Source organism: Streptomyces sp. NPDC045778 (genome assembly GCF_056431945.1).
In genome coordinates, this window is sequence record NZ_JBWKJZ010000071.1 from 1 (window position 1) to 10388 (window position 10388).

Annotated in this window: 1 protein-coding gene and 1 pseudogene; both read left to right on the top strand. The window is 72.7% G+C overall.

Features of this window, described 5'->3' with window-relative positions:
- Positions 1–8551, top strand: an 8551-nt coding sequence (locus tag AC07GB_RS39615) for an SDR family NAD(P)-dependent oxidoreductase (RefSeq protein ID WP_478854419.1), incomplete at its 5' end; no start/stop codon positions are given.
- Between the two features lie 13 nt (positions 8552–8564).
- Positions 8565–10388: pseudogene (locus AC07GB_RS39620) on the top strand (type I polyketide synthase); the annotation flags it as partial.

A 10388-nucleotide genomic window follows, 5' to 3' on the forward strand; every position in this document is an offset into this window, starting at 1 on the left:
GCAGGGGGAGATCGCCGCGGCGTGTGTGGCGGGTGCGTTGTCGTTGGAGGACGGGGCGCGCGTGGTGGCGTTGCGCAGCCAGGTGATCCGGCAGGGCCTGGCGGGGCACGGCGGCATGATGTCCGTCGCCCTGTCCGCCGCGGACGCGGAGGAACGTATCGCCCGCTGGGACGGACGACTGCAACTGGCCGTGGTCAACAGCCCGTCCTCGGCGGTCGTCTGCGGTGAGCCCGCCGCCCTCGAAGAACTGCGTACCGAGCTGGAGGCCGACGGCGTCCGCGCGCGTGTCATCCCCGTGGACTACGCGTCGCACTCCATGTACGTGGAGCAGATCCGCGACGAGGTGCTCGCCGCGCTGACCGACGTCCGCCCCCGGTCGTCGGAGGTGGCGTTCTACTCCACGGTGACCGGGTCGAAGCTGGACACCGCCGCTCTGGACGCGGAGTACTGGTACCGCAACCTCCGCCAGACCGTGCGGTTCGAGGAGACCACGCGGGCCCTCCTGGAGGACGGCTTCGGGATCTTCATCGAGACCAGCCCGCACCCCGGCCTCCTCGTGGGCCTCGGCGAGACGATCGAGTCCGCCAGGGCGACGGCGGCCGCGGTCGGCTCGCTGCGCCGCCGCGACGGCTCGCTGCGCCGCTTCGTCACCTCGCTGGCCGAGGCGTACGCGCACGGGGCGGCCGTGGACTGGTCGCGCCTGTTCGAGGGCACCGGCGCCCGCCGCGTGGACCTGCCGACCTACGCCTTCCAGCGCGAGCACTACTGGCTGCACGCGCCCGCCGACACGGGCGGCGTGGTCTCCGCCGGGCTCGACGCGGCGGACCACCCGCTGCTCGGCGCGGCGATCTCCCTGGCCGACAGCGACAGCTTCGTCCTGTCCGGCCGCCTCTCACTGGCAGCACAGGGCTGGCTCGCCGACCACGCGGTGGGTGAGGCCGTCGTGCTGCCCGGCACCGCCTTCGTCGAACTGGCGGTCCGCGCGGGGGACCCCGTGGGCTACGGCTGCCTCCAGGAACTCACGCTCCAGCAGCCGCTGGTCCTGCCGGCGAGCGGCGGCGTCCACCTGCAAGTGGTCCTCGGCGCCCCGGAGGCGCCCGGGGTCCGGTCGGTCGGCGTGTACGCCCGCGACGAGGAGGCCGCGGCGGACGCGGCGTGGACCCGGCACGCGGTCGGCGTCCTGTCCACGGCCCCGGCCCCGGCGGCGTTCGACCTGGCGCAGTGGCCGCCGACCGGGGCGGAGCCGCTCGGACTCGACGGCTTCTACGAGGACATGGCCGCGGCCGGACTCGGTTACGGGCCGGTCTTCCAGGGGCTGCGGGCGGCCTGGCGGGCCGGTGGCCCCGGCGCGTCCGACGGCGAGATCTACGCCGAGGTCGCCCTGCCGGAGGCCGCGCGGGCGGAGGCCGAACGGTTCGGCCTGCACCCGGCGCTCCTCGACGCGGCCCTGCACGCGATCGGCCTGAGCGGTGCCACCGGTGACCAGGCCGTCCTGCCATTCATCTGGTCGGGCGTGACGCTGTACGCGACCGGTGCCTCGGTCCTGCGGGTGCGGATCCGGCCCGCCGGGCCCGGCGCGGGCGAGGTGTCGCTGGACGTCGCCGACGCGTCGGGCCGGCCCGTCGCCTCGGTCGCGTCCCTCGTCCTGCGGCCCGCGGCGATCGACGGGATAGCGGCCTCCGGCACGGTCGGCCGGGACGCGCTGTTCCAGGTCGCGTGGGCGCCTGTGCCCGCCGTCGCGGGCACCCCGTCCGTCGCGGAGTGGGATGAGGTGTCGTCCGGCGGCGGTTCGGTGGCGGACGTGGTGGTGTTGCGTGGTGGCGGCATTGGCATCGCGGACGCGGATGCCGTGCGTGCTGAGGCGTGTCGGGTGCTGTCGGTGGTGCAGGAGTGGCTTACCGAGGAGCGGTTCGCGGACTCGACCCTGGCGGTGGTGACCTCCGGCGCGGTGGCGGTGGACGGTGAGGAGGTCACTGATCTGGCCGGGGCGGCGGTGTGGGGGCTGGTGCGTTCTGCGCAGTCGGAGAACCCGGGGCGGATCGTCCTGGTGGATGGCGGCGAGGAGGACGTAGCCCTGGCGTTGGCCTCCGGTGAGCCGCAGGTCGCGGTGCGCGACGGCCAGGCATACGCGGCGAGGCTGGCCCGCGCCGCCGTATCCGGCGGTGACCGGGTTCAAGCGGCGCCGTTCACTGCCGGTGGCCAGGTGCTGGTCACGGGTGGCACGGGTGGCCTGGGTTCGCTGGTGGCCCGGCACCTGGTCGTCGAGCATGGCGTGCGCAGCCTGCTGTTGACCAGCCGCCGGGGCCTGGAGGCCCCGGGTGCTGGTGAGTTGGCGGAAGAGCTGTCCGGCCTGGGTGCTGAGGTGGAGGTGGTGGCGTGTGATGTGTCCGACCGGGAGGCGCTCACGTCTCTGCTGGCCGGGCGTTCGCTGACAGGTGTGGTGCATACCGCGGGTGTGCTGGACGACGGCACGGTCGGCTCCCTGACCTCTGAGCGCATGGAGCGGGTGTTGCGGCCGAAGGTGGACGCGGCGTGGCATCTGCATGAGCTGACGGCGGGGATGGACCTGTCGGCGTTCGTGCTGTTCTCGTCAGCTGCGGGTGTGATGGGGGCTCCGGGGCAGGCCAACTACGCCGCCGCCAACGCCTACTTGGACGCCCTGGCAGCTCATCGTCGTACGCAGGGACTCCCCGGCCTGTCCCTGGCCTGGGGGCTGTGGGACCAGGCCAGTGACATGACCGGGGCCATGGACGACGACGACCGTGCCCGGCTCGCACGCGGCGGCGTACGGCCGCTGTCGACCGATGACGGCCTTGGCCTGTTCGACCTCGCCCTCGCGTCCGAGCAGCCGGTCCTCGTCCCCATCCGCCTCGATCTGCGCTCCATGGCGGCGGGGACCGTACCTCCCGTGCTGCGTGGCCTGGTGCGCGGTGTCGCCCGCCGCGCCGCGGACGGCGGTTCACTCGCCCCGGACGGCCTGCGGGCCAGGCTCGCCCGGGTGCCCCGGGAGGAGCAGCTCGCGCTCGTACTGGACATGGTCCGCACCCAGACGGCATCGGTACTCGGACACTCCGGGCCCGAAGTGATCGAGCCCGAACGCGCCTTCCGCGACCTGGGCTTCGACTCGCTGGCGGCGGTGGAGTTCCGCAACCGGTTCAACGAGGCGACCGGGCTGCGGCTGCCCGCGACCCTGGTGTTCGACCATCCGACACCGGTGGTCCTGGCCCGGTACCTGACGGGTGAGCTGTCCGGTACGGCCGCTGAGGACGAGCGGAGTGCCCTCGCGCCCGCGTCGGCCGCCGCCGACGACGACCCGATCGCCATCGTGGCCATGGCCTGCCGCTACCCAGGAGGAGTCGGCTCCCCGGAGGACCTGTGGCGGCTGGTAGCGGAGGGCCGTGACGCGATCTCCGAGTTCCCGGCCGACCGCGGCTGGGACGTCGAGCGGCTCTACGACCCGAACGGGGAGCGGCCTGACACCGTCTCCGTCCGCGAGGGCGGATTCCTCCACGACGCCGCCGACTTCGACCCGGCCTTCTTCGGCATCAGCCCCAACGAGGCCACCACCATGGACCCGCAGCAGCGGCTCCTCCTTGAGGCCTCGTGGGAGGCCCTGGAGCGCGCCGGAATCGACCCCTCGTCCCTGCGGTCCAGCGCCACCGGCGTCTTCACCGGGATGATGCACCACGACTACGCCTACAGCAGCAACTCCGGCGCCATCGCCTCCGGCCGGGTCTCCTACGTCCTGGGGCTCGAAGGTCCCGCGGTGACGGTGGACACGGCCTGTTCGTCGTCCCTTGTGGCGCTGCACCTGGCCGTGCAGTCGCTGCGGTCGGGGGAGTGCTCGCTGGCCCTCGCGGGCGGTGTGACCGTCATGTCCACCCCGGAGACCTTCGTCTACTTCAGCGAGCAGCGCGGCCTGGCCGGTGACAGCCGCTGCAAGTCCTTCGCCGACGGCGCCGACGGCACGGCCCTCGGTGAAGGCGTGGGCATGCTGCTGGTCGAGCGCCTTTCCGACGCGCGGCGCAACGGGCACCCGGTGCTCGCGGTCGTCCGGGGCACGGCCGTCAACCAGGACGGTGCCTCCAACGGCCTGACCGCGCCCAACGGCCCCTCCCAGCGGCGGGTGATCCGGCAGGCACTCAGCAACGCGGGTCTGACCACGCACGACGTCGACGCCGTGGAGGCACACGGCACGGGAACCACGCTGGGCGACCCGATCGAGGCACAGGCACTCCTTGCCACCTACGGTCAGGACCGGCCGGAGAGCCGTCCGCTGTGGCTGGGCTCGATCAAGTCGAACATCGGGCACACCCAGGCGGCCGCCGGTGTCGCCGGTGTCATCAAGATGGTCGAGGCGATGCGCCACGGCGTGCTGCCGCAGTCGTTGCACGTGGACCAGCCGTCGAAGGAGGTGGACTGGTCGACGGGTGCGGTGGAACTCCTCACCGAGCCGCGCCAGTGGCCCGAGACCGACGGCCGCCCCCGGCGTGCCGGTGTCTCCTCCTTCGGCATCAGCGGCACCAACGCCCACGTCGTCATCGAGCAGCCGCTCGACGACCTCGTAGCGGCGGCTGAGGACACCGACCGGACCCCTGACGGCCCGGTGCTGTGGCCGCTGTCGGCGAAGGGAGGACCCGCCGGACTGCGGGCCCAGGCGGCGCGGCTGCTGGAGCACGTGACCGAGCACCCGGAGCAGGGTGTGGCCGACGTGGGGCACTCCTTGGCGACGCTCCGTGCGGCGTGGGACCACCGCGCGGTCGTCGTCGGGAAGGACCAGGAGGACTTCGTCCGCGGCCTGACAGCCCTGGCCGACGACTCGCCCTCGTCGCAGGTGGTCACAGGGACCGCCCGCGCTGAGGGGAAGACGGCGTTCTTGTTCACGGGTCAGGGTGCGCAGCGGGTCGGTATGGGCCGTGAGTTGTACGAGGTGTTCCCGGTGTTCGCGGAGGCGTTCGATGCGGCGTGCGCGGCGGTGGGCCTGGATCAGTCTGTGTTTGATGATGCGGGGTTGCTGGCGCGTACGGAGTTCACGCAGTCGGCCCTGTTCGCCGTGGAAGTAGCACTGTTCCGTCTGGTCGAGTCCTGGGGTGTGGTGCCGGACTTCGTGGGCGGTCACTCGGTAGGAGAGCTGGCCGCAGCCCATGTGGCGGGGGTGTTGTCGCTGGAGGATGCGGGCCGTGTGGTGGCGGCTCGTGGCCGGTTGATGCAGGCCCTGCCACCGGGTGGGGCGATGGTGTCCCTGGTGGCCACGGAGGACGAGGTCCGTGCAGCCCTGGTGGAGGGCGTGGACATTGCCGCGGTGAACGGCCCGCGGTCGGTGGTGATCTCCGGCGACGAGGACGCTGTACTCGCCGTGGCGTCGGGGTTTGAGCGCTCGCGGCGCCTGGAGGTGTCGCACGCGTTCCACTCTGCGCGGGTGGAGCCGATGCTGGACGACTTCCGCGCGGTAGTGGAGGAGGTTTCCTTTGCGGCGCCCCGGATCGCGATGACGGGTGCGGTCACGGATCCGGAGTACTGGGTACGGCACGTGCGCGAGGCGGTCCGTTTCGCCGACGAGGTACGCGCTCTGCACGCTGAAGGAGTACGGACGTTCCTGGAACTGGGCCCGTCAGGTGTGCTGACCGCGATGGTCCAGGACTGCCTGGCCGACGCGGAGAACGTCTCGTGCGTGGCGGCCCTGCGCAAGGATGGCAGTGAGCCGGAAGCCCTGGTCACGGCGTTGGCCCGGTTGCATGTGAACGGGACCCGGGTGGACTGGGAGGCCTTCTACGCCGGGCGCGGTGCGCGGCGTGTGGATCTTCCGACGTACGCCTTCCAGCGCCGTCGGTACTGGCTCCAGGAGGAGTCGGCGCGGCACCACGACCCCCAGTCGATGGGGCTGGGCCCGGCCGAGCATCCGCTGCTCGGCGCCATGGTGCCGCTGCCCGGCTCCGACGGCGTGGTCTTCACGGGCCGGCTCGCGGTGGGGACGCAGCAGTGGCTCGGCGACCACCGCGTGGGCGGCACGGTGCTGCTGCCGGGCACGGCCTTCGCGGAGCTGGCGATCCGGGCGGGCGACCAGGTCGGCTGCGGCCGGGTCGAGGAGCTGACCCTGCGGGCGCCGCTGGTCCTCCCCGAGTCGGGCGGCACACAGATCCAGGTGTCGGTCGACGGGGCGGACGACCACGGCCGCAGGGCCCTCACGGTCTACTCCCGCGACGAAGCGGTGCCGGTCGCGCCGTGGACCGAGCACGCCACCGGCGTGCTGGCACCCGCCGACCCCGAGCCGAGGCCGAACGACCTGATGCAGTGGCCGCCGTCGGGGGCCGATGCGGTCGATCTCGACGGTTTCTACGCCGGGATGGCGGAGGCGGGCCTTGAGTACGGGCCGGTCTTCCAGGGCCTGCGTGCGGCGTGGCGGCGCGGGGACGAGGTTTTCGCCGAGGTGGCGCTGGACGAGCGGGCCGCGTCGGAGGCGGCCCGGTTCGGTCTGCACCCGGCGCTCCTCGATGCCGCGCTCCATGTGACCGCCTTGACCGGTGTGGCCGGTGAGCGGGCCGCGTTGCCGTTCGCCTGGTCGGGGGTGGAGTTGCAGGCTTCGGGTGCTGTGGGGCTTCGGGTGCGGGTGCGTCCGGTGCGTGCGGGTGAGGTGGAGTTGGAGGTGGCGGACGCGGCTGGGTTGCCGGTGGCGTCGGTTGCTTCGTTGGTGTTGCGTGAGGTGGCTCTGGACCGGTTGTCGGTCGGCGGGGCGGCTGTTCACGAGTCGCTGTACGCACTGGGGTGGCACCGTGTACCTGCGCCTGTCGCCGAGGTCTCCCCGTCCGTCGTGGCGTGGGAGGCGCTTGAGGGCGGTGCCGCGGTCGCGGATGTGGTGGTGCTGCGCGGTGGTGGTGCCGGTGACGCGGACGCGGTGCGTGCCGAGGTGTCCCGTGTGCTGTCGGTGGTGCAGGAGTGGCTTGCCGATGAGCGCTGTGCGGACAGGAAGCTGGTGGTCCTGACCCGGGGTGCTGTGGCCCTGGACGGTGAGGAGGTCACCGATCTGGCTGGGGCCGCGGTGTGGGGTCTGGTGCGTTCTGCGCAGTCGGAGAACCCGGGGCGGATCGTCCTGGTGGATGGCGGCGAGGAGGACGTAGCCCTGGCGACGGCCTCCGGTGAGCCGCAGGTAGCGGTGCGTGCCGGGGTGGTTCATGCCGCGCGCCTTGAGCGTGTGGTCGGTGAGCCGGGTGGGCCGGTGCCGTTTGCTGCCGGTGGCCAGGTGCTGGTCACGGGTGGCACGGGTGGCCTGGGTTCGTTGGTGGCCCGGCATCTGGTTGTCGAGCATGGCGTGCGCAGCCTGCTGTTGACCAGCCGCCGGGGCCTGGAGGCCCCGGGTGCTGGTGAGTTGGTGGCAGAGCTGTCCGGCCTGGGTGCTGAGGTGGAGGTGGTGGCGTGTGATGTGTCCGACCGGGACGCGCTCACGGCTCTGCTGGCCGGGCGGTCGCTGAGGGGTGTGGTGCATACGGCTGGTGTGCTGGATGACGGCACGATCGGCTCGCTGACCTCTGAGCGCATGGACCGGGTACTGCGGCCGAAGGTGGACGCGGCATGGCATCTGCATGAGCTGACGGCAGGGATGGACCTGTCGGCGTTCGTACTGTTCTCGTCAGCTGCGGGCGTGATGGGGGCTCCGGGGCAGGCCAACTACGCCGCCGCCAACGCCTACTTGGACGCCCTGGCAGCTCATCGTCGTACGCGGGGACTTCCGGGCCTGTCACTGGCCTGGGGCCTGTGGGGTGAGGTGGGCGGCATGAACGCCGCCTTGAGCAGTGCCGATCAATCCCGCATGGCGCAGGGCGGGGTGCTGCCGCTGTCCGTGGAGGACGGACTCGCCCTCTTCGACGCGGCGAGCGCGCTCGACCACCCAGCCCCGGTCCTCATCCACCTCGACGTCAGCGCGATGGCCGGGACGGACGTGCCCGAGCTGTTGCGCGGCCTCGTCCGCGCCCCGGCCCGGCGCACCGCGGGCCGGGCGGCCGCGCGGACGGCGGTGCCGCTCCAGGACCGCCTCGCGGCGCTGCCTCCCGCCGACCGGGCCGACGCGCTCCTTGACGTCGTACGGGCACACGCGGCAGCCACACTCGGGCACCCGGGGCCGGACGCGGTCGAACCCGAGCGGGCCTTCGGCGACCTCGGCTTCGACTCGCTCTCCGCGGTGGAGTTCCGCAACGCGCTGGACGCGGCGACGGGGCTCCGGCTCCCCGCCACGCTGGTCTTCGACCACCCGAACCCGCGGGCGCTGGCCCGCCACCTCCTCGCCGAACTGGTACCGGAGGAGGACGATGCCGCCGCCGCGGCGGAGGAACAGGTCCGCCGCCTGCTCCAGGCCATCCCGTTCACCCGGCTCCGCGACGCGGGCCTCATGGACGGCCTGCTGAAGCTGGCCGGGGCCGGCGTCGCGGATCCGGGACTCGGCGGCCCGTCGGCGGCGGAGCCCGAATCGATCGACGCGATGGACACGGAGAGCCTGATCAGCATGGCTCTGGACGGCATGGACGGCATGGACCTCGACGACGCGACTCAGGAAGTGTGATCTCGCAATGGCCAGTTCTGACGAGAAGCTCGTCGCTGCCCTCCGCGCCTCCCTCAAGGACGCCGAGCGGCTGCGGGCCCGTAACCGGGAGCTGACGGCCGAGCTCCGGGAGCCCATCGCGATCATCGGCATGGCCTGCCGCTACCCGGGAGGGGTGACCTCGCCGGAGGAACTGTGGCAGTTGGTCGACGAGGGGCGGGACGCGCTCGCCCCGTTCCCGGCCGACCGCGGCTGGGACACGGAGAACCTCTACGACCCCGAGGGGTCACGCCCCGGCACGAGCTATGTCGACGAAGGCGGATTCCTGCACCAGGCAGGCGAGTTCGACGCCGCGTTCTTCGGGATCAGCCCCAATGAGGCCCTGATGATGGACCCGCAGCAGCGGCTCCTGCTTGAGGCCTCGTGGGAGGCGCTGGAACACGCGGGCGTCGACCCGCTGACGTTGCGCGGCAGCCGCACCGGCGTCTTCGCCGGCCTGATGTACCACGACTACGCGCACAACAACAACGCGGGCGCGATCGCGTCGGGCCGCGTGGCCTACACCCTCGGCCTGGAGGGGCCGGCCGTGACCCTGGACACGGCCTGCTCGTCCTCGCTGGTGGCGCTGCACCTGGCCGTTCAGGCGCTGCGGTCGGGGGAGTGCTCGCTCGCCCTCGCCGGAGGCGTCACGGTCATGGCGACGCCCGAGACCTTCATCGAGTTCAGCCGCCAGCAGGGCATGGCCCGCGACGGCCGCTGCAAGGCGTTCGCGGCGGCGAGCGACGGCACCGGCTGGGGCGAGGGCGTCGGCGTCCTCGCCGTGGAGCGGCTCTCCGACGCGCGGCGCAACGGCCGCCGGATCCTGGCGGTCGTACGGGGCTCCGCGGTGAACCAGGACGGCGCGTCCAACGGCCTGACCGCGCCCAACGGGCCTTCCCAGCGGCGCGTGATCCGGCAGGCACTGGCCAGTGCGCAGATATCGGCGGACCAGGTCGACGTGGTGGAGGCGCACGGTACGGGGACGACGCTGGGTGACCCGATCGAGGCGCAGGCGCTGCTTGCCACGTACGGTCAGGACCGGCCGGAGGGTCAGCCGCTGTGGCTGGGGTCGATCAAGTCGAACATCGGGCACACGCAGGCGGCCGCTGGTGTCGCGGGGATCATCAAGGTGGTCGAGGCGATGCGGCATGGTGTGCTGCCTCGGACTTTGCATGTGGATGAGCCGACGCCGCAGGTGGACTGGTCGGCGGGTGCGGTGGAGCTGCTGACGGAGGCGCGCAGGTGGCCCGAGCCCGACGGCCGGCCCCGGCGTGCCGGTGTCTCCGCGTTCGGGATCAGCGGCACCAACGCGCACGTGATCATCGAGGAGGCGCCCGCGGCCGGGGCCGGACCCGACGGCGCCACCGGCGATCAGGACAGCCGACAGGAGACCCCCGTACGGCCCGCGATCGTGCCGGTCGTCGTGTCCGGCAAGTCGGCCGAGGGCCTCCGGGCGCAGGCCGCACGCCTGGCCGCGTACCTCCGGAGCCGGGACCACCTCGACGTCGTCGACGTCGGCCACTCGCTGACGGCGACCCGACCCGCTTTCGACCACCGCGCGGTCGTGCTCGCGGACGGCCGCGGAACCCTCCTGGGCGCCCTGGACGCGGTCGCCGACGGCGCCGAGTCCCCCTCCGTGGCGCAGGGAGCCGCCAAGGAGGAGCCCAAGGCGGTGTTCGTGTTCCCGGGGCAGGGGTCGCAGTGGGTGGGCATGGCGTTGGAGTTGTTGGAGGCGGTGCCTGCGTTCGCTGAGCGGTTGGCGGAGTGCGGGCGGGCGTTGGGTGGGTTCGTCGAGTGGGATGTGGTGGATGTTCTGCGG